The sequence below is a fragment of the Pollutimonas sp. M17 genome (assembly GCF_025836975.1).
Lineage (GTDB): Bacteria > Pseudomonadota > Gammaproteobacteria > Burkholderiales > Burkholderiaceae_B.
In genome coordinates, this window is record NZ_CP107548.1 from 500,708 (window position 1) to 523,383 (window position 22,676).

Below are 22,676 nucleotides of genomic sequence, written 5' to 3' on the forward strand. Positions count from 1 at the left end.
AACCCTAATTTATCGGGAAGTGTGGTTTATAGGTATCACTTGGGAGCGAAAGTCCCGGATTTCAGACATTTTCCTTGTCCTTGAGCGGAGCCGACCCATCCGGCGCCTACTTTCTTTTGTCGAAAAACCGCTGGAAGGCTGCTTGAGCCTCGTCCGAGCGCAGCCTTTCCGCAAAGAGGTCTCTTTCCGCATCAAAGGCCTGTTCAAGCGCGATCCGGCCCGCCCGGCGCAGCAGCCGCTTGGAACCGCGCAAGGCCTGTCCCGGCTGGGTGGCCAATTCCTCGGCGGTTTGCCGGGCGCGCTCCAGCGCCTGTCCCGGCGGCGTCACGGCGGTAATGAAGCCGCTGTCGCAGGCCTGGCCGGCGGTAAACGGCTTGCCCAGCAACAGCCATTCCGCCGTCCGGCGCGGGCCGGCCATCTGCGCCATCAACAAGCTGGAGCCGCCTTCCGGGCAAAGGCCCAGCGAAACGAAGGGCAGGCTGAACAGGGCGTCCTGTGCGGCATAGACAAAGTCGCAATGCTGGAGCAGTGTCACCCCCACGCCGACGGCCCGGCCTTCCACCGCCGCGATGACGGGCACGTCGATGCCGGCCAGCCGGCGCAGAAAGGCAAGGGCGGGGCTGTCCCCATCGCCGCGCGGGGACTGGAATTCGGACAAGTCGTTGCCGGCCGTGAAATGGCCGTCCGAGCCGGTCAGGATGACCGCATTGCAGTCCGGATCCTTCTGCGCCGCCTGCAACGCCAGATCGAGATCCGCATACATGGCATTGGTGAGCGCGTTGCGCCGCTCGGGGCGATCGATGACCAGCGTGACGCAGGCGGGGCCGGGAATGACGCGGATCATGCCTGGCCGCCCTGGAAACGGTCGTCCAGCTGGGCGTGGGCCTGGCGGTACTCGGCCTTGAGGTTTTCCACGATTTCCTGCACGGGAAGGATGCTGTCTATGCTGCCCACGCCGTGGCCCGCGCCCCAGATGTCGCGCCAAGGCTTGCTGCGGCTGGTGCCGAAATTGGTGTGCTCGGCGCCAGGAGCCGGCAGGTTGTCGGGATCCAGCCCCGCCGCGGCAATGCTGGGCTTCAGGTAATTGCCGGGAATCCCGGTAAAGAAGGGCGTGTAGACGATGTCGTTGGCCTGCGACTGGACCAGCATCTGCTTGTAGGCCTCGTCGGCCCGGGCTTCATGGCTGGCGATCAAACGTGTTCCCATATAGGCGAAGTCGGCGCCCATGGCTCGCGCAGCCAGGATGTCCTGTCCGCGCGCGATGGATCCCGACAGGGCGATGGGGCCGTCGTATATTTTCCGCACCTCCGCCAGCAGGGCGAAGGGGCTGAGCGTGCCCGCGTGGCCGCCGGCCCCGGAACACACCAGGATGAGCCCGTCCACGCCGGCATCCAATGCCTTGCGGGCGTGGCGCAGGGTCGTCACGTCATGGAAAACCTTGCCGCCCCAGCCGTGCACGGTATCGACCACGTCACCGGGCGCGCGCAGGCTGGTAATGATAAGCGGTACTTTGTGATGCGCGCATACGTCCAGGTCCTGGGCCAGCCTGTCGTTGGACTTGTGAATGATGTGGTTGATGGCATAGGGCGCGATGGCCCGTTGCGGGTCTTGCGCCTTCAACCGGGCCAGCGCGGTTTCTATCTGCGTAAGCCACTCGGTCAGGACGCCCTGGGGGCGGGCGTTCAGCGCCGGCATGGACCCGATGATGCCGCTGGCGCACTGCGCGATGACGAGTTCAGGCCCCGAAACGATGAACATGGGCGCCGAGATGACGGGTAGCGCAAGATGGCGGTAAAGCTCCTGAACCGTGCTGCGTGGCATGCTGGGTATCTCCTTGGTATGGTCGCCTGTCGGCGTATTGTCCAGTCGTATTCTAGGGCCAAATCACGCTGCGGCCGGGCGTGTGCCCGATGGGCTTGAAACATGTCCGCGCCAGATGAGGCAAAATACCAGTTTTACTTTTCGAGCACGCAGTCGCCATGTCTTTACGTCCAGCACCATTGACCGGAATCCGGGTTCTCGATTTGACGCGTGTGCTGGCAGGGCCCTGGTGCACCCAGAACCTGGCCGACCTGGGCGCCGAGGTCATCAAGATAGAACGCCCGGGCGCGGGCGACGACACCCGCGGCTGGGGGCCGCCCTATATCAAGGACGCTCAGGGCCGCGATACCACCGAAGCCGCCTACTATGCGTCGGCAAACCGCAACAAGCAATCGGTGGCGCTGGACATCTCCAGCAAGCGCGGGGCTGAACTGGTGCGCGATCTGGCCCGGCAGTGCGATATTCTCGTCGAGAACTTCAAGGTCGGCGGCTTGCGCAAGTACGGCCTGGATTACGAAAGCATCAAGGCGATCAATCCGGCGCTGATCTATTGCTCGATCACCGGTTTCGGCCAGACCGGCCCTTATGCCAGCCGCCCGGGCTACGACTTCATGATCCAGGGCATGGGCGGGTTGATGAGCATCACCGGCGAACGCGACGACCTGCCCGGCGGCGGCCCCCAGAAAGCGGGCGTGGCCGTGGCCGACCTGATGACGGGCATGTATTCGACCGTCGGGATACTGGCCGCGCTGCATGAGCGCAGCCGCAGCGGCCTGGGCCAGCACATCGACATGGCGCTCCTCGATTGCCAGGTCGCCATGCTGGCGAATCAGAACCTGAACTACATGACCACCGGTACCGCGCCCAAGAGGGCCGGCAATGCGCATCAGAACCTGGTTCCGTATCAGGTGTTCGCCGCCGCCGACGGCCACCTGATCGTCGCCGTGGGCAACGATACGCAGTTTCAGGCCTATTGCCGGGTCATCGACCGGCCGGGGCTGTCCGATGACCCCCGGTTCAGGACCAACTCGAACCGCGTCATCAATCGCGAGGTGCTGGTGCCCATGCTGGCCGAGGCGATGAAGGCCCAGGCGCGCGATCATTGGCTGCAAGCCCTGGAGAGCGCGGGTGTGCCGGCCGGGCCCATCAACACGATAGACCAGGTATACGACAACCCGCAGGTGCGTGCGCGCGACATGATGCGGACATTGCCTCACGCGGCCGCGGGACAGGCGCCCGTGGGCGCCAGCCCCTTAAGGTTTTCCGACAGTCCGGTCAATTATCGGCATGCGGCTCCGCTGCTGGGCGAACACACCGAAAAGGTGCTGCGCGAACGGCTGGGGCTTTCGGATGAAGAAATCCGCGAAGTGACCTCTTAAGTGGCCTTTTAAGCGAATCCGCGCGGCGCGCAATAAAGAATCAGGAGCAGACGAAATGAAAAGCATCAAGACGGTAGGCATAGTGGGCGCGGGCGCGATGGGGCGCGGAATTGCGCAGATCGCGGCGCAGGCGGGCCTGGATGTGCTGTTGTTCGACCTGAACCTCCAGGCGATCGAGGCCGCCAGGGAAAATCTGCGGCAAATGTGGGGCAAGCTGGTCGCCAAGGGAAAGCTGTCGGAACAGCTGGCGGCGGAATCGCTGGCCCGCATTGCAGCCTGCAACGATCTGCCGGCCATGGCCGGCGCTGACCTGGTCATCGAAGCCGTTGTCGAGCGACTGGACGTGAAGTGCGATCTCTTCCGGCAGTTGGAAGGCATTGTCGCGCCCGACTGCATCCTGGCATCGAATACCTCGTCCTTGTCCATTACCGCGATTGCACAGGCCTGCGAGCGCCCGCAGCGCGTCCTGGGCTACCATTTTTTCAACCCCGTGCCGCTGATGAAGGTGGTCGAGGTCATCGATGGCTTGCGCAGCGACCCTCGGGCCGGCGACGCACTGATGGACCTGGCGCGCCTGATGGGCCATACGCCTGTGCGGGCGAAGGACATGCCGGGATTCATCGTGAACCATGCCGGGCGCGGCATGAATATCGAAGGTCTGAAGACGGCCCAGGAGTCGGTCGCCCCGTACTACCAGGTCGACGCGATCATGCGTGAGCAGGCGGGTTTCCGCATGGGGCCCTTTGAGCTCATGGACCTGACGGCGCTGGACGTGTCCCACCCGGTGATGGAATCCATCTACCGGCAGTTCTACGACGAGCCGCGTTTTCGGCCGTCGCCGATCGCGGCGGTGCGCACGGCCGGAAAGCTGCTGGGCCGAAAAACCGGCGAGGGCTTCTACGCCTACCCCGAGGGCCAGAAGCAAGTGCCCGCGGAACCGCCCGTCCCCGCCTTGCCACAGGGCCTGAAGGTTTGGCTGGCTCCGTATCATTCGATAGGGCACAAGCGCGCGGCGGCCTTGCTGAAGAGCCTGGGCGCCAGCGTCGTTGCGGCCGAGGCGCCGCCCGCCGACGCGCTGATCATCGTAACGCCCTATGGCGAAGACACGGCCACCGTGGTCGGAGAACACCAACTGGACGGGGAGCGCACGGTCGCGCTGGATACCTTTTTCGGCCTGGACCAGAGCCGCCGCCGGGTGTTGATGTGTTCGGTGGCCACGCAGCCGAAATGGCGCGACGCGGCCCATGCCCTGTTCGCCGGTGACGGCAGCCCCGTTTCAGTCATCGACGATTCGGCCGGTTTCGTTGCGCAGCGCATCGTTGCGGCCATCGTGAACGTGGCCAGCGACATTGCCCAGCAGTCCATCGCAACGCCTTCCGATATCGACCTGGCGGTATCGCTGGGCCTGGGCTATCCGAAGGGCGGGCCGCTGTCCATGGGAGACGCCCTGGGCGCCGCCCATGTGCTGGAGATACTTCGGGCCATGCAGCGCGTGACCGGCGACATGCGCTACCGGCCCAGCCCCTGGCTCCAGCGCCGCGTGCAGCTGGGCCTGCCCTTGCGGGCCGAGCCCGCCTGCATCGCTCGTTGACGTGCGCAAGAGGCCCTGTTTCCACGGGGCCTTCCTTGCTTTCTTGTTGACTGGCCGGATTCGGCAGGCCATTCCATCAGTTCCAGGGCCGCTGAAGCAAAAAAGCCGCAGCATTTTCATGCTGCGGCTTTTTGCCGTGGATGCCGATGCCGGTTATTGGGCGGCGTGCACCATGTATTCGACAGCGGCCTTGACTTCGGCGTCGGAAGCTTGCGAGCCGCCGCGGGGAGGCATGGCGCCAACACCGTGAATGGCGTTCTGCACCATGGCGTCCATGCCGGTCTCGACATACTTGGCCCAGGCGGCCTTGTCGCCGAACTTGGGAGCGCCGGCTACGCCGCTGGCGTGGCAGGCGAAACAGACGGCCTTGTACAGTTTTTCGCCGGCGGGATCGATGGCGGCTGCTTGAGCGGCGGGTGCGGCGGGCGCTTCGGCCTTGGCGGCGGGGGCCGCGGCCGGCGCGGCGGGAGCCGCCTCGGCCTTGGGCGCCGGAGCCGCGGCTGGAGCGGCGGCGGCCGGTTTGGCGGCTTCTTCGGCCTTGCCTTCGGCGGCCGGTTCCTTGGGTTCGTCGAACGAAGCCCCGGACTTGTTGGCGATGTAGACGACGGCGCGAGCCACTTCAAAGTCGCTTAGCGAGGGGTTTCCACCCTTGGGAGGCATGGCGCCGATGCCATGGATGGCGTTCTTGACCATGTCTTCGTAGCCGGCCTTGACGAAGGGGGCCCAGGCGGCGGCATCGCCGATCTTGGGCGCGCCGGCCACGCCGGCGGTATGGCACGCGGTACAGGTGGATTCGAACACCTGCTGGCCGGTCTTGAAAACCTTGGGTGCGTTGGCGTCGACCAGGCTGAAGCCGGCGACGGGCTTGATGCGTTGGGCGATGGCTTCGTCCGTCTGGGCGTCGGAGCCGGTGCCCATCTGGGAGCTGGCGGCGACCAGGTTGACCAGCAGCATGATGATGAAAATCGGCACAATGAAGGCCAGAACCACGGTTACGATCAGTTGCTTAGGCGTTTTGATGAGACCTTCGTGCTCCTCGATGGTCTCTTCGACGTGTTCTTCCGTATTGTTCATAATCGAATCCTGCGTGTTCCTAGTCTGAGGGCGCCAAGGCCTGAATTCTGTGATGGTCTGTCTACAGGAGACTGGACTTTGCGCTTGCACGCGGGGTTTCCGGAAGCTCCTGAATAAACGATTATAACTAGACTACTGTTTCAATGCATGGATGGGTGCGCGGCGGCCGCGGCACCGTGTTGCCGCGCTTGTTTTCCGGCTTTGAAAAGTTTTCCCGCAAACACGCTACAATGACGACCCTGCGCCCGTAGTTCAATGGATAGAATGAGAGTTTCCGAAGCTCTTGATACAGGTTCGATTCCTGTCGGGCGCGCCAATGCCGATCCGGATCGCCCAGATGAACGCCGGCCAACGCCAGCCGCTTCATGGGCGCGCTCCTGACTTCTGTGTCGCCGGGTTGATCGACGGCTTTACTCTTTCCGGCTCTTCCTTCTGGATATCGTCGCCCGCCAAGATACGCGAGATGCTTGCAGCCTCTCGGCACACGATCTTGATCAACATGCGGCGGCCTTGTTCGTAGCGCCATGTGGGCGCACCCAGGTTGAGAGCGCCTATGACCCTTCCGTTGGGGCCGAATATCGGTGCCGAAACCCCCGAAGCGCCTTCGACATTTGCATCCATGACTTCAGCGTAACCTTGCTGACGTATCTTGGCCAGCGACTGCCGGATGAGTGCCGGGTCGGTCTGCGTATGTGCCGTAACCTTGGTCAGGTGCTTCGGTTGCAGCCACCGCGCCAGATCGTGTTCGAGGGAGTGGGCCATGATGGCCAGCCCCATCGACGTGCAATGAATCAGTCGCGGATGCTCGAGCGAGGCGTCATACCTGACTTCGTTGGGGCTTACCGCTTTGGCCAGGTACTGTATTTTTCCTTCTCCCGTCAAGCTGCCGATGAAGGCGGATTCCCGGCTCTCTTGCGACATGCTGGCGAGGATGGGGGCGGCAATACCCAATAGCCTGGTGCGCAGTCCGCCTACCCATCCCCCCCGAAGTTCGAGCGGAAGCAGATAGCCGGCTTCGTCGCGCAGAAGATAGCCCCGTCCAGTCAATGTCAGCAATAAGGCCTGCGCGCTGCTTTTGGGGATATCCATTTTGCGTGCCACTTCGGTGACGCCCATCGGTTCTGTTGCGGCGGAAAACAATTCCAGCAGGTCGAGCACGCGGGTAGCGGATTTGACACGATCGTTCATGGCAATGGACACCCATTGCGAAAGGGATGCCCTGTCTCTATAATGTTTATGAACATATACTATAGTTCATGTATATGAACATGTCAAGCAGCCACCGCACTTCGACGTGGCTGGTTCAGATCACCATTCTTTTGAAGGACATCCAAATGGCATCCCCAAAACGCTACGCCCCGCAAGACATCGTCGGCATTCTTCCTCCATTGCTGACTCCTTTTGACGAGAAGGAAGAGATCGTGGAATCCGTCCTGCGCGACGAGGTGCGCTTCATGCTTGCCCAAGGCGTGCACGGTCTGGTTCCGGGCGGGAGCGCGGGCGAAGGCAACGCGCTCTCCACTGAAGAAGTACGGCGGGTCGTCGGCATCACCTGCGAAGAGGCCAACGGACGAGTGCCGGTTATCGCCGGAATCATCGCCAATAGCACGCGGGAAGCCATACAGAAGGCCAAAGCGGTATCGGATCTGGGGGTTTCAGCGCTGCAGATCACCCCTGTGCACTACATCTACAAGAATGACGATGCGTCCATGATCCGGCACTTCGCCGCCATCCGGGACGCGGTGGATATCCCCATCATCATCTATAACGTCATCCCCTGGAACTACCTTTCGGTGACGTTGCTACTGAGGCTCATGCGCGAAGTCCCGGGAATCTTTGGCGTCAAGCAAAGCGCCAGCGACGTGAAATCGATGGCCGATCTGCTTCTGATGGCGGAGCCCGAGATGCGAATCTACGCTGCGATCGACGCGCTGCTATATCCGACCCTTGCGATGGGAGCGCATGGTTCGATATCGCAGATACTGGCGGCGGTACCGGGCCCTTGCGTGGAAATGTGGAACCTGGTGCAGCAAGGCGAGCATGAGCGCGCCCGTGAACTGCACAACCGCCTGCTGAAGGTCTGGAATGCCATCTCGGCGGACAACCGATTGGCTGTCACCAAGCACGTGCTTTCGCTTCAGGGCATCCCGGTCGGCAAACCTCGCTCTCCGCTTGCGCCGGCATCGGCAGAGCAGCAACACAACGCGCGCGCTGCGCTCGCCGAACTGCTGGGAGCGGACAAGGTGACACCCGTTAACTGAACCAGGCAGCCGGGGTCCGGCATGTCGCCGGGCGCCGCAGGCTGTCAATGTTGAGGAGACTTCAATGAAAAAAATACTATCCACCGCGCTTATGGCCGCCTCGCTTTGCCTGACCGGCATCGCGGCGGCCCAAAGCTACCCGAACCAGCCCATCAGGATGATAATTCCATTCGCGGCGGGAGGCACGACCGATTTCGTCGGCCGTGTGATCGGAGAGAAGCTTGGTGAAATTCTGGGGCAGCCTATCGTCATCGAGAGCCGTGGCGGCGCCGGCACCATCATCGGGACGGGGGTGCTGGCCAGAGCCCCTTCGGATGGCTATACCATCATGCTGGCTACGCCGGACTTCACCATCAATCCAAGCTTGCAGCCGGAGCTGCCTTACGAAACTCCGAAGGACTTCACCCCAATCAGCCTGATCGCCACTTATCCCCTGGTGCTGGCCGCCAACAGCGAGCAGGGCATAAAGTCGGTATCCGACCTGATCTCGCGAGCACGGGCCAAACCAGGCCAGCTCAATTACGCTTCGGCCGGCAACGGCTCGATCCAGCATCTTTGCGGCGCCATGCTGGTCGACATGGCGAAACTGGAAATGACGCATGTGCCCTACAAGGGCGGAGCGCCCGCCGCCGCCGATCTGGTCGCCGGCCGCGTATCGGTACTTTGCAGCGGCGCGCCACCTCTCGATCCTTATGTGAAAAGCGGCAAGCTGCGTATTCTGGCGGTCAGTACGCCGACCAGCCACCCGGCGTTGCCAGGAGTGCCGAGCATCGCGGAAAGTGGAGTGCCGGGATTCGACGTCACCGCCTGGTTTGGATTCATCGGCCCGGCAGACTTGCCCAAGGACGTCGTAAAACGCCTGAACGACGCAATAGTGAAGGTCATGCAAGACCCTGATCTACGCAAGCGGCTGTCGATACTGGGTGCGGATCTGGCCGGGAGCACGCCCGAGGCAATGGGCAGCCTGATCAACGCTGAAATCGAAAAATGGCGAAGAGTAATAATCGCCAATGGCATCAAAGCCCAGTAAGCCGCAGCATGCGCGTGGAAGCAGCCGCAAGGCTGCTTTCCTGTTCCTGAGGTCCAAAGCGCCCTGGGCACCTTGCTTGCTGCACGCCGCCGGCAGCTTACTTTGAAAGGAGCCCCGGCAATGAAAGCGCTTCAATGGCAAGGCAAGCGGGATATACGGTACGACACGGCGCCGGATCCCGTCATCGAGCATCCACGGGATGCCATTCTTAAAGTGTCGTCCTGCGCGATCTGCGGCTCCGACCTGCATCTGTTCGATGGTTTCATGCCCGGCATGAAATCGGGCGACGTCATGGGGCACGAGTTCATGGGCGAGGTGATGGAGGTGGGCAAGGAGAACAAGGCGCTGCGCCCCGGCGATAGGGTGGTGATACCCTTTACGATCTTCTGCGGAGAGTGCTTCCAGTGCCGGCGAGGCCATTATTCTCTTTGCGAGCGCAGCAACCGCAACGCCGAGGCGGCGGCCAAGCTCTTTGGCCACACCTGCGCGGGCCTCTTCGGCTATACCCATCTGACGGGCGGATACCCGGGCGGCCAGGCCGAGTACGTAAGAGTGCCTTTCGCAGACACGACGCATATCAAGGTGCCCGAAGGCCTGTCTGATGAAAAAGCGCTATTCCTGGGCGACATCCTGCCGACTGGCTGGCAGGCAGCCGCCCAATGCGACATCCTGCCAACGGATACCGTGGCGGTGTGGGGCGCCGGGCCGGTCGGGCAGATGGCGATACGCAGCGCCGTCATCATGGGTGCCAGGCAAGTCATTGCGATAGACCGTGTTCCAGAGCGCCTGGCCATGGCGCAGGAGGGTGGCGCCATCCCGATCAACTTCGACGAAGAAAGCGTGCTCGACCGCCTGGGCGAACTGACCTCCGGCCATGGCCCGGAGAAATGCATTGACGCGGTGGGCATGGAATCGCATGTAACGCGGTCGTTCGACGCCATTTACGACCGCGTCAAGCAGGCCATGATGCTCGAGACGGACCGGCCCCATGTGCTCAGGGAAATGATCTACGTATGCCGGCCCGGAGGCATATTGTCGATTCCCGGAGTATACGGCGGACTGATAGACAAGATTCCCTTCGGCGCCTCGATGAACAAGGGGCTGACCTGGCGCATGGGGCAGACCGACGTGAATCGCTGGGCCGATGACCTGGCGCAACGCATCGTCGAGGGGCAGATAGACCCATCGTTCGTCATCACCCACAATGTGGGCCTGCGGCAGGGGCCCGAGATGTACAAGACGTTCCGGGACAAAGAGGACGGCTGCATCAAAGTGGTGCTCAAGCCCGGCCAGGGCTGAAGGCGGGGGATTCCGGGGGGCGGGTATGCAATGTGCTGCGTGGCCGGCAGCGTTGCCAACATGGAGGTCCTTGCAATGACTGCACTTGATCCGAATACACCCGATCCGAATGCCAAAGCGCCGCGCCCGCGGAATGAGTCGGCCGACAAGGAACGCAAGCCCGATATGGATCGTCCTCCGTCCAGGCAATCGGGAGAGCGGCCTGCTTTCGATCGCGGCACGGCGGCGGCCGACCGGGACGCCCGCAGCGGGCAGCGCCCCGGCCAGGGCGACTACGCCGCCACACAGGCGGAGGGTACGGCGGATGCGCCGGATGTCGAGCGGGCAAAACACCCTGTGGATCCGGACGATGGAAATACGGCGGACGAGTCCGGCATGAAGAAGTAGCGGGGATTCAACCGGCCGCCGCCGATTGTGCCAGATAAGGCTCGACCACGTGCGCCAGCCAATCCAGGATGGCTTTTACACGAGGCGCCAGCTGGCGCCGCTGCGGATACAGCAGCGACACCGGCATGGCCGGGGCGGTGAATCCGGGCATGACCTTTACCAGTGAGCCGTCAGCCAGCAGGCGCAGGGCTCCCAGAACAGGCGCCTGGATAAGCCCAAGGCCGGCCAGGCAGGCGGCTTGGTAGGCGTCCGTGCCATTGACGACAAGAGTGCTTCGCATGGGATGTACGCGCACGGCGTCCCCGTCTTGCCATTCCCAGCCGGCCCCTTGCGCCCCGAGCGTGGCGGCATAGTGAATGAGCCGGTGCCGCGACAGGTCGGACAGGGTGCTGGGCGTCCCGTGCGCCTGCAGATAGGAGGGACTCGCCAGATTGCACATGGCCATGGCGCCAAGCGGGCGGGCGATCAGGTCGGTGCTGGCCAGCGGGCCGACCCGCAACACGCAATCGAATCCTTCCTGCACCACATCGACATGGCGATCCGTGGTGCTGATTCCTATTTCCAGCAAGGGATGGGCGGACAGAAACTCCGGCAGCCTGGGGATGATCAGGTCGCGGGCCAGGGTATTGGGCAGGTCGATGCGCAGGCGGCCCTGCAAACCGCTATGCGCCGGCTGGAACATGGCTTGCAGTTGCTCGGCATCGGCGATCAGGTCTTTGCACCCCGCAAGGAACTGCTCTCCGTCGGTGGTGAGCCTGACATGGCGGGTGCTGCGATGCAGAAGCCGTGCCCCCACATGCGCCTCCAGACGCCGCACGGCCATGGAAACGCGGCCTTTTGCCAAGCCCAGCTGGTCGGCGGCCTGCGTAAAGCTGCCGAGCTCGGCGACCCGGGCGAATATGCGCAAACTGTTCAGATCCATTCGTACATTGTACGTTTCAGGAGAACAGTTTGGTGTCGTTCAAGCTGTTTATCCTTTTTGGGAGAACGACTAAAGTTTCCTGGAACGACTTGAAGCACCACTCATTCAATCCAAGGAGAACACCATGACCGAATCCAGCACTCGCATTGCGCTCGTCACGGGAGCCAGCCGGGGCCTGGGCCGCAGCGCGGCCCTGAAACTCGCCGAAAAAGGGGTCGATCTGATCCTGACCTACAAGGACAATGAAGCGAAAGCGCAAGAGGTCCTGGAACAGATCGGAAAGCTGGGCCGCCGTGCCGTGGCGCTCCGGCTGGATATGGCTGACAGCAAAGGCTTCGAGGCGTTCGCGCAGCGCGTGGAAAGCGCCCTGTCCGAAACCTGGCGGCGCGATCGATTCGATTACCTGGTCAACAATGCGGGGGCTGGCGTTCAGGCGTCCTTTGCCGAAACGACGGAAGATCAGTTCGATCTGCTCGTCGACATCCATCTGAAGGGCACCTTCTTCCTGACTCAGAAGCTCCTGCCGCTGATCGAGGATGGCGGGCGTATCGTGAACACGTCATCCGGCCTGGCGCGCTTCACCTTTCCCGGCTATGCGGCGTATGCCGCGATGAAGGGTGGCGTAGAAGTATTGACCCGCTATATGGCCAAGGAACTGGGGCCGCGCGGCATTGCCGTCAACACGATTGCGCCCGGCGCCATCGAGACGGATTTCGGCGGCGGCGTGGTGCGCGACAACGCACAGGTGAATGCGCAGATCGCCAGCGTCACGACCCTGGGCCGCGTCGGCCTGCCGGACGACGTGGGCGGCGCCGTGGCGGCGCTGCTCTCCGACGGCAACAGCTGGGTCACCGGCCAGCGCATCGAAGTGTCGGGCGGCATGATGCTTTGATCGAAGAGGCGAAGGCAAGGGCTGCCGGCGCAGCCCTTGAGATCAGACTTTTACCGGTTTCTTGAGCGCGCCGTGGTAGCGCGCCACATAGCTGTCGAAGTCCTCGGTGTCGCCGTCTTCCAGCCTTTTCTGCTCGGCGATCGATTCCCGGGCGATTGTTTCATACTCATCCTGCACAGCCGGTTCCAGCGCTTGCGCGCGCAGGGCGTCGCGGTGTTCGATGCTGCGCTTGAGCGAATAATCGTGCAGGCTAAGGTTCTGGTCGCGCAAGGCCTGCAACAGGCGGGCGGAAGGCGTTTTGCCGCTGTCGCGCACCTTTTCCGCCTGGATGGCCAATGCCTGGGCATATAGATCGCCGCCTTTGGCCTGGTCCAACAACTGAGCATAGGGAGCGATGCCTTCGATGAGTTCGGCGCCCCATTCTTCGCGGGTGGTGGGCATGTTCTGGTTGATCAGTTCCAGGCCGGGCTTGCGGCCTTCCTTGACGACCAGGCTGAAGTTGTCGTGGCTGTCCATGCAGAAACCGTTGTTGGGAAACAGCTTGCTTTGCTCGGCGGCACAGAACAGCAGGAAGGCGTCCATGAAGCGGCTGGTGGCGGCGGAGATGCCTATGGGCGATTCGGGGTCGATATCCAGGCAACGGACCTCGATGTATTGCACGCCGCGCTCGGCAAGAGCCGTGGCGGGCCGCTCACACCGGCCGGTGGCGCGCTTTGGGCGAATGTTCGAGTAGTACTCGTTCTCGATCTGCAGGATGTTGGTGTTCAGTTGTATCCATTCGCCGTTGCGGTGCGTGCCGATGGCCTCGTACGCCGGCCAGGGCGTGGTGACCGCGGTCAGCATGCGCGTCAGGAATGTCTCCAGGTCGTTGTAGCAAAGCTGCAGGTCGGATTGCGCTTTATTCTGATAGCCCAGGTCGCTCATGCGCAGGCTGGTGGCATAGGGCAGGTACAGCGTGTCGGCGTCCAGCTCCTGCAAGGGATGGGGCAGGCCGCGCATGAAGCTCTTCGATACGGCGGGAGAGGCGCCGAACAAATACATCAGCAGCCATGAATAGCGGGTGAAGTTCCGGATGAGCGCCAGGTAGCCTTTGGAGCGCTGTTCGCTTTTGCTTGCGCCCGGTATGTCCATCAGGTCCCAGAAGGCATCGGGCAGGGAGAAGTTGTAGTGCACGCCGGCAATGCACTGCATGGCTTTGCCGTAGCGTTCGGCCAGCCCGCGCCGGTATACATGCTTGAGCATGCCGGTATTGGACGTGCCATACCATGCGATGGGAATTTCGGGCTCGGGCGGCAGCTGCGCCGGCATGGACTGATTCCATATCAGCTCGTCGGTCAATTGCTGCGCGACGTAGCGATGCGTCTGTTCCAGCTCCTGCACGAGGCTTTCGGTAGAATCGTGCGTTTCCGTGATCAGTTCGAGCAGGGCTTCCGAGTAATCGGTGGTGATGCGCGAGTTGGTCAGCGCCGAACCGAGGGCTTTGGGATGGGGCGTCGCCGCCAGCATGCCTTGCCCTGTGACGCGCAGTCCTTCTTTTTCAATACCGCGCAATATGCCTTGCAGCACCGGCAGGTGTGAGCCCAGCACGGCAAGGCGTTGGTTACTTGAAGTCATTCAGGGTATCTTTAAAGAAGTCTTTGTCGCAGGCGATTTTACCTGAGGTGTGGCCGTGATACGTATAGGTTTGATTATGCTGCTGTCCAGTCTGTTGGCGGCCTGTTCGCCCCAATATAACTGGCGCCAGCTTACCGTGGCGGGCGGCGCCGTGACAGCTTTTTTTCCCGACAAGCCGGTGACTCAAGAACGCAGCCTGCCCTTTTCCGGGCATGCCATTGCGTTCAGCATGACGAGCGCAACGGTGGACGGCGCCCTGTTCACGGTGGCCTATGCGGCGCTGCCCGAAGCCTTGCGGGCGGACGAGGCCGTCCGCAAGGAATTCGCCGCCGCCGTGGTGGGCTCCCTATACAGGAACCTGGGTCAGGAACCGCCGCAAACGATACCGGTATCGGGGGAATCGTTCACCATCGAGGGCGAATCGCCCGACGGCGCCATTACGCTGCAGGCCCGGGCCTGGTTGACCGGACAAGGTTTGGTGGAGGGCATCGTCACCGCCGCGCGGGACCGCTTTCCCGAGCCGCAGGCGGCCGAATTTTTGCATGGCGTGGAACCGAGCCGATAAGTCCCGGCAGCAAGCCCGCCTGCAAGGCGGCGGTGATGGCGGCCTGCCGTCCATGGACACCGAGCTTTCGGCACGCATTATGAATATGGAAATTGACGGTTCTTTCGGTCAGGCCCAGGATCATCCCCATTTCCCAACTGGTCTTGCCGAGCGCCGCCCATTGCAGGCATGACAGTTCCCGTTGCGTGAGCGGCTTCATGGGCTACTCCTCCTTGTCCCCGGTATTATTTACATTTATTGATGGAATGTATCAAGTTTTATCACTAAGGTAAAACCGATACGGACAAATGCGCAGCAGCCGGCGGGCGGCTCCCGCGCAAGCCGCCTTTGGCAGGAGTGATAAAATGGCACCCGAAACAGCGCCGATTTGCTTGATCTGCTTGCGGGCGCCTCATAAATCCAGCTAAAGAGGTCCATATGGCCGAATTTTCCGCAACCGTTATTTCCCCGACCCTTCCAACCCCTGCTTCGGCAATCCCGCCCGCGGCGCCAGCCGGATCGGTGGGTATCGTATCCCCCCAATACATTTCATTCACCGAGCCGCTTGCCCTGACCAGCGGCCAGGTCCTGCCGGGCTACGAGCTTGCGGTGGAAACCTATGGCGTCCTGAACCAGCAGCGCAGCAATGCGGTATTGGTCTGCCACGCCTTGAACGCATCGCATCATGTGGCCGGCATCGCCGCCGACAATCCCAAGGATGTCGGCTGGTGGGACAATATGGTGGGCCCGGGCAAGGCCGTGGATACCGATCGCTTTTTTGTGATCGGCGTCAACAATATCGGCTCATGCTTCGGCTCGACCGGTCCGGCCAGCATCAATCCGGCCACCGGCAAGCCCTGGGGCGCGGCCTTTCCCATGCTGACGGTGGAAGACTGGGTGCGCGCCCAGGCGCGGCTCGCCGACCACTTCGGCATTGAAAAATTCGCGGCGGTCATGGGCGGGTCGTTGGGCGGAATGCAGGCCTTGAGCTGGGCCATCACTTGCCCCGAGCGCATAGGCCACTGCGTCGTGATCGCCAGCACGCCGCGCCTGTCGGCGCAGAACATCGGCTTCAATGAAGTCGCGCGGCGCTCCATCATCAGCGACCCGGATTTCCATGGCGGCGATTACTACACCCACGACAAGGTGCCGAAACACGGTCTGTCGGTGGCCCGGATGGTGGGGCACATCACGTATCTGTCGGACGACGACATGGCGACGAAGTTCGGCCGCACGCAGCGCGCGCCGGCCGACAACGGCGAGTTCCACTATGGCTACGACGTGGAGTTCGAGGTGGAGTCCTATCTGCGCTATCAGGGCGAGAAATTCTCCACTTATTTCGACGCCAATACCTATTTGCTGATTACTCGCGCGCTGGATTACTTCGATCCCTCGCGCAATCACGGCGGGGATCTGGCGCGCGCCCTTCAAGGCGTGCAAGCCGACTTCCTGCTGGTGTCCTTCAGCACTGACTGGCGTTTTCCCCCGGCCCGTTCACGCGATATGGTGCGCGCCCTGCTGAAAAACAAGCGGCCCGTAACGTACGCGGAAATCGACGCGCCCCATGGCCACGACGCTTTCCTGCTGGACGATGCCCGCTACCATGCCGTCGTGCAAGGCTATTACGACCGGATCGCCGCCAAGCTGGGCCTGGCCGAGCGTGCCCGGACAACAGGAGTGCTAGCGTGAGCCAGTCTACCGTGGCGCCCCGGCATGTGCGCGCCGACCTGCGGCGCATTGCCGGCTGGATAGAACCCGACAGCCGCGTCCTGGACCTGGGCTGCGGCGACGGCACCTTGCTGGCTTATCTGCAGACCAACAAGAATGTGGTCGGCGCGGGTGTCGAGCTGAACGACGAACACGTGATCGCCTCGGTGCGCCGGGGCGTGCAGGTCATACAGCAGAACCTCGAAGAGGGCCTGGCGCTGTTCGACGACCAGCAGTTCGACACCGTCGTGCTTTCGCAGACCTTGCAGTCCATGCACCATACCGAGCATATCCTGCGCGAGATGGCGAGGGTGGCCCGCTACGGCATCGTGTCCTTCCCGAATTTCGGCTACTGGCCGCACGGCTGGTCGATATTGCGGGGGCGCATGCCGGTCACCGGCGAAATGCCTTACCAGTGGTTCGATACGCCGAACATCCACTTATGCACGCTGAAGGACTTTGAAGCGCTGGCCGCGGCCTTGCAGCTGCGCATCACGCATCTGGCCACCTTCAACGGCAACAAGGAAATCAAGCTATTGCCCGGCTGGCGCAGCACCCTGGCGGTGTACCGCTTCGAGTCCCCCAACCGATAAAGAGGTTCGTCATCGCTACATTTACCAGCGTCTATGCCAGCCCACGCGTCATTCCCCTGCTGGTGCTCGGATTCGCAAGCGGCCTGCCGCTCGCCCTGACCAGCGGAACGCTGCAGGCCTGGGCCACCGTCGATAATGTATCGCTGCAGAACATAGGCTTTCTGACCCTGATCGGCACGGCGTACACGCTCAAGTTCCTTTGGGCGCCGCTGGTCGACAGGTATGCGCCGCCCATCCTGGGGCGTCGGCGCAGCTGGATATTCTTTACGCAGCTCATGCTGGCGGCGGCCATCGCCGGCATGGGCCTGTTTTCCCCCGGCAATCATCTGGGCCTGCTTGCCGCGCTGGCGGTGCTGGTGGCCTTTCTGTCGGCGACCCAGGACATCGCCTTCGATGCCTACAGCACCGATGTGCTGCGCAAGGAAGAGCGGGCGGCGGGGGCGGCGGTCAAGGTGCTGGGATACCGCCTGGCCATGATCGTGTCGGGTGGGCTGGCGCTGGTGCTGGCCGATCAGTGGCTGGGCTGGCGGAACACCTACTTCCTGATGGGCGGTTTCATGGCGGTGTGCGCCATCGCCACCGTCCTGGCTCCCGAACCCGAGGTGGTCGCGCGCGCGCCGCGATCGCTTGCGGTCGCCGTGGTCGAGCCGCTGGTGGAGTTTTTCAAGCGGCGCGGCGCCATCACCATCTTGCTGCTCATCGTGCTTTACAAGCTGGGCGATGCGTTCGCCGGCGCGCTGTCGACCACCTTCCTTTTGCGCGGCGCGGGCTTCAGCGTGTCCGAAGTGGGCACCATCAACAAGGTATTCGGCCTGGCGGCCACCATTGTGGGGGCGCTTGCGGGCGGCTCCATCATGTCGCGGCTGGGCCTGTACCGGTCGCTGATGCTGTTCGGCCTGTTGCAGGCGATCTCCAATTTCGGCTACTGGGTGCTGGCCGTGACGCCGCCCCAGGTCTATTCCATGGCGTTGGTCGTGGCGGTGGAGAACTTGTGCGGAGGGTTGGGCACGGCCGCTTTCGTCGCCTTGCTGATGGCCTTGTGCAAGCAGGAGTTCTCGGCGACCCAGTTCGCCCTGCTATCGGCCTTGTCGGCGGTCGGACGCACTTACCTGGCCGGTCCCTTGACGCCGCCCTTGGTCGAATCGATAGGCTGGCCCGGCTTTTTCGTGATCACCGTGCTGATCGCCTTGCCGGGCCTGATCCTGCTGCGCCTGCGCAGGGCCGAGATCGAAGGCCTGGATACGGCCCCCTGACATGCTGCTGGCCCTGTACCTGATCGCCATTACGGCTGAAGCCATGACCGCGGCCCTGGCGGCGGGCCGGCGGGATATGGACTGGATAGGGGTCTGCATCATCGCCTGCGTCACGGCGCTGGGCGGCGGAACCTTGCGCGATGTGGTGCTCGGTCACTACCCGGTCACCTGGGTGCTGCATCCCGAATATCTATGGATAACGGCGGGGGCCGCCCTGGTCACCGCCCTGATCGCGCCCGTCATGCGGCGCCTGCACAGCCTTTTCCTTTGGCTGGACGCCTTGGGGCTGGTGGTCTTTACCGTCATCGGCTGCCAGATCGCCTTGCGCATGGAGCTGCCCATTACGGTCGTGCTCATCAGCGGCATGATCACCGGCTGCGCCGGCGGCATGTTGCGCGACATTCTGTGCAACGACATTCCACTGCTCTTGCGCAAGGAGCTGTACGCCAGCGTTTCCGTGCTGACGGGCGCCTTGTTCCTCGGCGCGCAACACCTGGGCGTGGGCCTGAATATGTCCATGATTGCATCCATGTCGGCGGGGCTGGCCCTGCGCATGCTTGCGCTGCGCTTCAACTGGCAGATGCCCAAGTTCGTTTACCGGGACGAATGGCGGTAGGCGGGCATACCGTGCTTGCCGGCCGCTCGTGCCGGAAGCCGGCGTAATTGACCTGCAGAATTGATATGAGCAATAATGCGATTCATTCTCAATGTCAATTCCATCCGGATCCATCATGCCTACACGCCTCTTCCTGCACGCGGCGATCGTCGCCGCCTTTGCGGGCGCACCGGTTTATGCGCAGACCACTTCCTCAGACTCTTCCGTTGAAACCCTGGCGCCGGTTACCGTGCAGTCCAGCGCCGACGCGTCGGCCGGGGGCCTGCTGCCGGCGTATGCCGGCGGGCAGGTGTCGCGCGGCGGGCGCATGGGCCTGCTGGGCAATCTGGACACCATGGACAGCCCATTCAACAGCACGCAATACACCAACCAATTGATCAAGGATCAGCAGGCGGCCAGCGTGGCGGACATCCTGCAGAATGATCCCGGTGTGCGCAATGCGCGGGGCTTCGGCAACTTCCAGCAGGTCTATATGGTTCGAGGGTTCCCGTTGTTCTCGGACGACATCACCTACAACGGCCTGTACGGTCTGCTGCCGCGCCAGTACCTGGCCAGCGAGTTCATCGAACGCCTGGACGTGTTCCGTGGGGCAAACGCCTTTTTGAACGGCGCGGCTCCAGGCAATTCCGGACTGGGCGGCTCGATCAACGTGGTCCCGAAGCGGGCGCCCAACGAGCCCTTGTCCGAAGTGACATTGGGCTGGGAAAGCGGCAACCAGGGTTATGCGGCGCTTGATCTGGCCAGGCGCTTCGGTCCCGATGACAGCACCGGTATCCGTTTGAATGCCGTGCGTCGCGACGGCGGCACGGCCGTGGACGACGAAAAGCGCGAATTGAGTGCCTTCGGATTGGGCCTGGACTGGCGCGGCGAGCGTGCGCGGCTGTCGGCGGATTTGGGATGGCAGGATCACCGCTTGCAGGATCCCCAGCCCAGCATCAACGTCGATGCGGGCCTGCCCATACCGTCCGCGCCCAATGCCAGCACCAATCTGGGGCCGGGCTATATCCATTCCAACGAGCGCGACCTGTTCGGGACCATTCGGGGTGAGTTCGATATCACCGACAAGATGACGGCCTGGGCGGCGGTGGGCGGGCGCAGCAGCGACGAGTCTTCTTTTACGACCACGCCAAAAGTCATAAACCTGGCGGGCGACATGACTATGTCCGGCATGACCGTTACGCGCAAGGATAGTGTCAAAACGGGTGAAGTTGGCTTAAGGGCCAAGTTCGATACTGGCAGCGTCGGCCACACTGTCAATATATCCGCCAATCATTACCGATGGGATAGCCGGAATGCCTACATTTCCTTTGCGGGAGTTGGGCATTCCAACTTGTACAGCCCCGTGCGTGTCGCACGTCCGCAAGCCGTCGGAGGATCGGGCGGCGATATACACGATCCGTTGTTGACCGAGAGTATACGGACCACCAGTTTCGCCATCGCAGATACCATGTCCCTGCTGGACAACAAGGTGTTGTTCACGGCGGGCCTGCGTCATCAAAAGATTTCCAGCCGCAGCTACAACTACAATACGGGTGAGTCGAACGGCCCCGCCAACAGTGCCAGCCGTATAACGCCTGTGGCCGGTCTGGTCATCAAGGCGACCGATCAGATTTCACTGTATGCCAACTATATTGAAGGGCTGTCCCAGATCGGCGCCGCGCCCGCTACGTTTGGCAGTAGCCCCAGGCGACCAGTTGTTAACGTTGGGGCCACCTTCGATCCAGTTCAAACCAAGCAGAAGGAAGTCGGCATCAAGTACGACGGTGGAAAAATCGGCGCCAGCCTGGCGCTGTTCACCTCTGACCAGCCCTCCGCCTATGTCGATCCGGACTCCCTGGTATACGGCGTCTACGGCAAGCAGCGCAACCGCGGCGCGGAGCTGAGCGTCTACGGCGAGCCTGTGCGCGGCTTGCGGGTGCTGGGCGGGGTGACGCTGCTGGACGCCAAGCAAGTCACCACGGTGGGTGGCGCCAATGATGGCAATCGCGCCATCGGCGTGCCCAGGACCATGGCGAACCTCGGCTTGGAATGGGATGTTCCGGGTACAGGCGGCCTGACGCTGACCGGCCAGGCGGTGTATACCTCGTCGCAGTACGCCGACGCCGCCAACAAGCAGGAACTGCCGGCCTGGACGCGCTTCGACCTGGGCGCGCGCTACCTGACCGAGATTGACGGCCACCTGCTGACCCTGCGCGCCAACGTCATCAACGTCGCCAACAAGAATTACTGGGCGTCCGCGGGCGGCTATCCCGGCGCCGGCTATCTGGTCCTGGGCGCGCCGCGCACCGTCATGCTTTCCGCCACGCTGCAATACTGATCGGTATTTTCATGAGGCTGTTTGCAACACTGATACACCGCTGGGCCGGACTGTTCATTGCTTTGTTCCTGGTCGTCTCGGGCCTGACCGGGGCGGTGATCTCCTGGGATCACGAGATCGATGAATGGCTGAACAGCGATCTGTACAAGATCGAAAGCCAGGGCGAGTTTCGCTCGCCCATCGACCTGATCAAGGTGGTCGAGGCCGACGACCCCCATGCCCAGGTGGTGTACGTGCCCCTGCATTTCGAGGAGGGGCACGCCGCCACCTATCTGGTCCAGCCGCGCATCGACCCGGCCACGGGCAAGCCTTATCCGCTGGACTACACGCAAGTGTTCATCGACCCGGTCACTGCCGCCATCGTCGGCAAGCGCGATGCCGGCGAAGTGTCGCTCTCCAGGCGGGCGCTCATGCCTTTCCTGCGCGATCTGCATGAAAGCCTGCATGTCCCCGCGTTCTGGGGCTCGGACCGCTGGGGCTATCAGTTCATGGGCATCGTCGCCCTGGTCTGGTTGCTGGACAGCTTCGTGGCCCTGTACCTGACTTTGCCGCTTCGTCGCCGGCAGGCGGGGGCCGCCAGTGGCGGCGCAGCGGACGGCGACGGCCCCGCGCCATCCAATGGGCGCAACTGGTGGCAACGCTGGAAGCCTTCCTGGCGGATACGCTGGGGGGCGGGCGGCTACAAGCTTAATTTCGACCTGCATCGGGCCGCGGGATTGTGGGTGTGGGGCGTCATTCTCGTCATTGCCTTCACCTCGTTTTCGCTGAACCTGTATCGCGAGGTGTTCTTCCCGGCGATGTCGCTGGTGTCGCAGGTGACGCCGGGACCCTTCGAAACGCGGCCCAGGTCGCCGCTGAATCAACCCATCGAGCCGCGTATCGGGTTCGGACAGGCGCTGGAGCTATCCCGCGAGCAGGCCGGCCGGCAAAATTGGGAGCGGCCGCCCGGAGGAATCTTCTATGCGCGCAACCTGGGCTTCTATAGCACTGCCTTCTTCCATCCTGGAGCGGATCATGGCAGTGGCGGCATGGCGATAGCGAACATGTATTTCGACGGCTCGGACGGCCGCTACCTGGGCGATTACCTGCCCTGGAAGGGCACGGCGGCGGATATCTTCGTCCAGTTGCAGTTTCCCCTGCACTCCGGCCGCATCCTGGGTTTCCCCGGCCGCGTCATGATGTCGCTGATGGGCCTGGTGGTGGCCATGTTGTCCATTACCGGCATCGTGATCTGGGCACGCAAGCGCCGCGCCCGCAAGCAGGCGGCCTGGCGCGATGCCTCTTCCCCCGTCGCGGGCCGCAATGCCGCCTTGCCGCACGCGACGCCGTCTAAGCGGCACGACGCCCCCCATGCGGGGGGCGGCTCCTAGCGGTTT

At 62.8% G+C, this 22,676-nt stretch carries 21 protein-coding genes, 1 tRNA gene and 1 riboswitch; of the genes, 15 read left to right on the top strand and 7 right to left on the bottom strand.

From position 1 onward, the window contains the following. Window positions 1-106 precede the first annotated feature (106 nt). Together OEG81_RS02375 and OEG81_RS02380 are read right to left on the bottom strand one after the other, a co-directional pair. Window positions 107-844 carry an enoyl-CoA hydratase-related protein gene (locus tag OEG81_RS02375; RefSeq protein WP_264131123.1) on the bottom strand — a complete coding sequence of 246 codons (738 nt, stop codon included), beginning with the start codon at window positions 842-844 and terminating at the stop codon, window positions 107-109. Then, on the bottom strand, window positions 841-1,821 hold the full coding sequence (locus OEG81_RS02380; RefSeq protein WP_264131124.1) for an NAD(P)H-dependent flavin oxidoreductase: 981 nt from the start codon (window positions 1,819-1,821) through the stop codon (window positions 841-843). Before OEG81_RS02380 ends, OEG81_RS02375 begins: the two co-directional genes overlap by 4 nt. Before the next feature lie 158 nt (window positions 1,822-1,979). Between OEG81_RS02380 and OEG81_RS02385 the strand changes: the two genes are divergently transcribed. Beyond that, entirely contained in the window at window positions 1,980-3,200 is a 1,221-nt protein-coding gene (locus tag OEG81_RS02385) for a CaiB/BaiF CoA transferase family protein (protein ID WP_264131125.1), read from the top strand. A gap of 55 nt (window positions 3,201-3,255) precedes the next feature. Next, window positions 3,256-4,791 carry a 3-hydroxyacyl-CoA dehydrogenase gene (locus tag OEG81_RS02390; protein WP_264131126.1) on the top strand — a complete coding sequence of 512 codons (1,536 nt, stop codon included), beginning with the start codon at window positions 3,256-3,258 and terminating at the stop codon, window positions 4,789-4,791. Window positions 4,792-4,944: 153 nt separating this feature from the next. Here OEG81_RS02390 and OEG81_RS02395 read toward each other — a convergent pair whose 3' ends face one another. Further along, on the bottom strand, window positions 4,945-5,865 hold the full coding sequence (locus tag OEG81_RS02395) for a c-type cytochrome (RefSeq protein ID WP_264131127.1): 921 nt from the start codon (window positions 5,863-5,865) through the stop codon (window positions 4,945-4,947). Window positions 5,866-6,106: 241 nt separating this feature from the next. Between OEG81_RS02395 and OEG81_RS02400 the strand changes: the two genes are divergently transcribed. After that, window positions 6,107-6,181 (top strand) — tRNA-Arg (locus OEG81_RS02400). A 47-nt stretch (window positions 6,182-6,228) separates the two neighbouring features. On the opposite strand, the gene OEG81_RS02405 is transcribed toward OEG81_RS02400, so the two are convergent. Further along, window positions 6,229-7,053 (bottom strand): IclR family transcriptional regulator, encoded by an 825-nt coding sequence (locus OEG81_RS02405; protein ID WP_264131128.1) that lies wholly within the window; start codon window positions 7,051-7,053, stop codon window positions 6,229-6,231. 146 nt (window positions 7,054-7,199) lie between these two features. Between OEG81_RS02405 and OEG81_RS02410 the strand changes: the two genes are divergently transcribed. The 4 genes from OEG81_RS02410 to OEG81_RS02425 all read left to right on the top strand — a co-directional run bounded on the left by OEG81_RS02410 (window position 7,200) and on the right by OEG81_RS02425 (window position 10,842). Next, complete coding sequence (locus tag OEG81_RS02410; protein WP_264131129.1) at window positions 7,200-8,126, top strand: dihydrodipicolinate synthase family protein; 927 nt, start codon at window positions 7,200-7,202, stop codon at window positions 8,124-8,126. Window positions 8,127-8,190: 64 nt separating this feature from the next. Next, complete coding sequence (locus OEG81_RS02415) at window positions 8,191-9,156, top strand: Bug family tripartite tricarboxylate transporter substrate binding protein (RefSeq protein WP_264131130.1); 966 nt, start codon at window positions 8,191-8,193, stop codon at window positions 9,154-9,156. Between the two features lie 120 nt (window positions 9,157-9,276). Continuing rightward, window positions 9,277-10,455, top strand: coding sequence for a zinc-dependent alcohol dehydrogenase (locus OEG81_RS02420; protein ID WP_264131131.1), 1,179 nt, complete (start codon window positions 9,277-9,279; stop codon window positions 10,453-10,455). 75 nt (window positions 10,456-10,530) lie between these two features. Beyond that, window positions 10,531-10,842, top strand: a complete 312-nt coding sequence (locus OEG81_RS02425) for a hypothetical protein (RefSeq protein ID WP_264131132.1) — start codon at window positions 10,531-10,533, stop codon at window positions 10,840-10,842. 7 nt (window positions 10,843-10,849) lie between these two features. Here OEG81_RS02425 and OEG81_RS02430 read toward each other — a convergent pair whose 3' ends face one another. Then, window positions 10,850-11,764, bottom strand: a complete 915-nt coding sequence (locus OEG81_RS02430) for a LysR family transcriptional regulator (protein ID WP_264131133.1) — start codon at window positions 11,762-11,764, stop codon at window positions 10,850-10,852. Between the two features lie 124 nt (window positions 11,765-11,888). Here OEG81_RS02430 and OEG81_RS02435 point away from each other — a divergent pair, with 124 nt between their 5' ends. Then, on the top strand, window positions 11,889-12,656 hold the full coding sequence (locus OEG81_RS02435) for an SDR family NAD(P)-dependent oxidoreductase (RefSeq protein WP_264131134.1): 768 nt from the start codon (window positions 11,889-11,891) through the stop codon (window positions 12,654-12,656). Window positions 12,657-12,698: 42 nt separating this feature from the next. Here the strand turns inward: OEG81_RS02435 and gshA are convergent, their stop codons facing one another. Further along, entirely contained in the window at window positions 12,699-14,270 is a 1,572-nt protein-coding gene (gshA, locus tag OEG81_RS02440; protein ID WP_264131135.1) for a glutamate--cysteine ligase, read from the bottom strand. 76 nt (window positions 14,271-14,346) lie between these two features. Between gshA and OEG81_RS02445 the strand changes: the two genes are divergently transcribed. Then, window positions 14,347-14,835 (top strand): hypothetical protein, encoded by a 489-nt coding sequence (locus OEG81_RS02445; RefSeq protein WP_264131136.1) that lies wholly within the window; start codon window positions 14,347-14,349, stop codon window positions 14,833-14,835. On the opposite strand, the gene OEG81_RS02450 is transcribed toward OEG81_RS02445, so the two are convergent. Continuing rightward, window positions 14,762-15,034, bottom strand: a complete 273-nt coding sequence (locus OEG81_RS02450; RefSeq protein WP_264131137.1) for a helix-turn-helix domain-containing protein — start codon at window positions 15,032-15,034, stop codon at window positions 14,762-14,764. The two genes, OEG81_RS02445 and OEG81_RS02450, sit on opposite strands and share 74 nt — an antisense overlap. 150 nt (window positions 15,035-15,184) lie before the next feature. Continuing rightward, window positions 15,185-15,263, top strand: a riboswitch (SAM riboswitch). On the opposite strand from OEG81_RS02450, the gene metX reads away from it, so the two are divergent. The 6 genes from metX (at window position 15,253) to OEG81_RS02480 (ending at window position 22,670) form a co-directional block, all read left to right on the top strand. After that, window positions 15,253-16,503, top strand: coding sequence for a homoserine O-succinyltransferase MetX (gene metX, locus OEG81_RS02455; protein ID WP_264131138.1), 1,251 nt, complete (start codon window positions 15,253-15,255; stop codon window positions 16,501-16,503). It overlaps the preceding riboswitch by 11 nt. Next, a complete protein-coding gene (metW, locus tag OEG81_RS02460; protein WP_264131139.1) occupies window positions 16,500-17,114 on the top strand; it encodes a methionine biosynthesis protein MetW in 615 nt (204 codons plus the stop codon). The genes metX and metW overlap by 4 nt, the downstream gene beginning before the upstream one ends. An 11-nt stretch (window positions 17,115-17,125) precedes the next feature. Then, window positions 17,126-18,367, top strand: coding sequence for a muropeptide transporter (locus OEG81_RS02465; RefSeq protein WP_264132677.1), 1,242 nt, complete (start codon window positions 17,126-17,128; stop codon window positions 18,365-18,367). Between the two features lies 1 nt (window position 18,368). Then, complete coding sequence (locus tag OEG81_RS02470; protein ID WP_264131140.1) at window positions 18,369-18,983, top strand: trimeric intracellular cation channel family protein; 615 nt, start codon at window positions 18,369-18,371, stop codon at window positions 18,981-18,983. A 115-nt stretch (window positions 18,984-19,098) separates the two neighbouring features. After that, window positions 19,099-21,300: a TonB-dependent receptor gene (locus tag OEG81_RS02475; RefSeq protein WP_264131141.1), complete on the top strand. Its 2,202-nt coding sequence runs from the start codon at window positions 19,099-19,101 to the stop codon at window positions 21,298-21,300. A gap of 11 nt (window positions 21,301-21,311) precedes the next feature. Further along, window positions 21,312-22,670, top strand: a complete 1,359-nt coding sequence (locus OEG81_RS02480; RefSeq protein WP_264131142.1) for a PepSY-associated TM helix domain-containing protein — start codon at window positions 21,312-21,314, stop codon at window positions 22,668-22,670. Window positions 22,671-22,676: the final 6 nt, after the last annotated feature.

Coding starts and splice junctions, on each gene's coding strand:
- metX (WP_264131138.1), top strand. CDS start 15,253: ATGGCCGAATTTTCCGCAACCGTTATTTCCCCGACCCTTCCAACCCCT.
- OEG81_RS02470 (WP_264131140.1), top strand. CDS start 18,369: ATGCTGCTGGCCCTGTACCTGATCGCCATTACGGCTGAAGCCATGACC.
- OEG81_RS02415 (WP_264131130.1), top strand. CDS start 8,191: ATGAAAAAAATACTATCCACCGCGCTTATGGCCGCCTCGCTTTGCCTG.
- OEG81_RS02375 (WP_264131123.1), bottom strand. CDS start 844: ATGATCCGCGTCATTCCCGGCCCCGCCTGCGTCACGCTGGTCATCGAT.
- gshA (WP_264131135.1), bottom strand. CDS start 14,270: ATGACTTCAAGTAACCAACGCCTTGCCGTGCTGGGCTCACACCTGCCG.
- OEG81_RS02420 (WP_264131131.1), top strand. CDS start 9,277: ATGAAAGCGCTTCAATGGCAAGGCAAGCGGGATATACGGTACGACACG.
- OEG81_RS02475 (WP_264131141.1), top strand. CDS start 19,099: ATGCCTACACGCCTCTTCCTGCACGCGGCGATCGTCGCCGCCTTTGCG.
- OEG81_RS02480 (WP_264131142.1), top strand. CDS start 21,312: ATGAGGCTGTTTGCAACACTGATACACCGCTGGGCCGGACTGTTCATT.
- OEG81_RS02445 (WP_264131136.1), top strand. CDS start 14,347: ATGCTGCTGTCCAGTCTGTTGGCGGCCTGTTCGCCCCAATATAACTGG.
- OEG81_RS02435 (WP_264131134.1), top strand. CDS start 11,889: ATGACCGAATCCAGCACTCGCATTGCGCTCGTCACGGGAGCCAGCCGG.
- OEG81_RS02395 (WP_264131127.1), bottom strand. CDS start 5,865: ATGAACAATACGGAAGAACACGTCGAAGAGACCATCGAGGAGCACGAA.
- OEG81_RS02390 (WP_264131126.1), top strand. CDS start 3,256: ATGAAAAGCATCAAGACGGTAGGCATAGTGGGCGCGGGCGCGATGGGG.
- OEG81_RS02430 (WP_264131133.1), bottom strand. CDS start 11,764: ATGGATCTGAACAGTTTGCGCATATTCGCCCGGGTCGCCGAGCTCGGC.
- OEG81_RS02450 (WP_264131137.1), bottom strand. CDS start 15,034: ATGAAGCCGCTCACGCAACGGGAACTGTCATGCCTGCAATGGGCGGCG.
- OEG81_RS02410 (WP_264131129.1), top strand. CDS start 7,200: ATGGCATCCCCAAAACGCTACGCCCCGCAAGACATCGTCGGCATTCTT.
- OEG81_RS02380 (WP_264131124.1), bottom strand. CDS start 1,821: ATGCCACGCAGCACGGTTCAGGAGCTTTACCGCCATCTTGCGCTACCC.
- OEG81_RS02425 (WP_264131132.1), top strand. CDS start 10,531: ATGACTGCACTTGATCCGAATACACCCGATCCGAATGCCAAAGCGCCG.
- OEG81_RS02405 (WP_264131128.1), bottom strand. CDS start 7,053: ATGAACGATCGTGTCAAATCCGCTACCCGCGTGCTCGACCTGCTGGAA.
- OEG81_RS02385 (WP_264131125.1), top strand. CDS start 1,980: ATGTCTTTACGTCCAGCACCATTGACCGGAATCCGGGTTCTCGATTTG.